The sequence below is a fragment of the Lentzea sp. NPDC060358 genome, from assembly GCF_042725365.1.
GTDB lineage: Bacteria > Actinomycetota > Actinomycetes > Mycobacteriales > Pseudonocardiaceae > Lentzea.
In genome coordinates this window covers 1-1392 of the sequence record NZ_JBHXCW010000471.1, presented here as the reverse complement: position 1 = coordinate 1392, position 1392 = coordinate 1, and the positions used below count along the sequence as shown (strand labels likewise).

The 1392-nt window shown below is 64.8% G+C and carries 1 protein-coding gene; it reads left to right on the top strand.

Annotated features, from left to right (window positions below; genetic code table 11):
- Positions 1 to 45 precede the first annotated feature (45 nt).
- Positions 46 to 1350, top strand: coding sequence for an IS256 family transposase (locus ACFWGZ_RS40975; protein ID WP_382456968.1), 1305 nt, complete (start codon positions 46 to 48; stop codon positions 1348 to 1350).
- The last annotated feature ends 42 nt before the right edge of the window (positions 1351 to 1392 follow it).

The following is a 1392-nucleotide window of genomic DNA, read 5'->3' as shown; positions in this document are numbered from 1 at the left end:
GGGACTGTAAAACGTTCGGTGTAACTCCCGATCATGGAAGTGCACCTGATGACCGACATGATGTCCGGCGTGGAGAACGCCGAGGACTCGAAGCCCGCGACCGGCCTGGACGGGTTGGACGGCTTGGACGAGCAGCTCGTCGCGCAGCTGCTGAGTAGCGCCAAGTCCAGCGGACTGAAACTGACCGGTGAGGGCGGGGTGCTGCAGCAGCTGACCAAGCGGCTGCTGGAGGCCGCGCTCGAGGGTGAGATCACCGATCACCTCGGCTATGACAAGCACGACCCGGCCGGCCGCGGGACCGGGAACTCGCGTAACGGCATTCGCTCCAAGACCGTGATCACCGATGTCGGGCCGGTCGAGATCGATGTGCCTCGTGACCGTGATGCCAGTTTCGAGCCCAAGATCGTCGCGAAGCGGCAGAGGCGCTTGGGAGGCGTGGACGAGATGGTGATCTCGTTGTCCGCCAAGGGTTTGACCACCGGGGAGATCTCCGCGCACTTGGCGGAGGTCTATGGCGCTGAGGTGTCACGCCAGACCATCTCCACGATCACCGACAAGGTCGTCGAGGGCATGGTCGAGTGGCAGAACCGGCCGCTGGACGCGGTGTATCCGGTGATCTTCATCGACGCTGTTCACGTGAAGATCCGCGATGGGCAGGTCGCGAATCGGCCGATCTATGTCGCGCTCGCGGTGACCTGCGAGGGGCGTCGCGACATTCTCGGGTTGTGGGCCGGCGATGGCGGTGAGGGCGCCAAATATTGGTTGCACGTGCTCACCGAGCTCAAGAACCGCGGTGTGGCCGATGTGTTGATGGTCGTCTGTGACGGGCTGACCGGCTTGCCGGACGCGATCACCACAGTCTGGCCGCGGACGATCACGCAGACTTGCGTGGTTCACTTGCTGCGCAACAGTTTCCGCTATGCGGGACGTCAGCATTGGGCGGTGATCGCGAAGGCTCTCAAGCCGGTCTATACGGCGCCGACCGAGGCCGCCGCGCGTGAGCGGTTCGCCGAGTTCACCGAGGCCTGGGGCGCCCGCTATCCGGCGATCGTGCGGTTGTGGGACAACGCCTGGGCCGAGTTCGTGCCGTTCTTGGCGTTCGATCCGGAGATCCGGCGGGTGATCTGCTCGACCAACGCGATCGAGAGCGTCAACGCCCGCATCCGCCGCGCCGTCAAGGCTCGCGGGCACTTCCCCAACGAGCAGGCCGCACTGAAATGCGTCTACATGGCGATCATGAGCCTGGACCCGACCGGCACCGGCCGCGCACGCTGGACGATGCGCTGGAAACCCGCGCTCAACGCGTTCGACATCGCCTTCGACGGCCGCCTGGCCGCCGGACGCAAGTAGTTTCCTTCAACCCGAGTTACACCGTTCGTTTGACAGACCCGC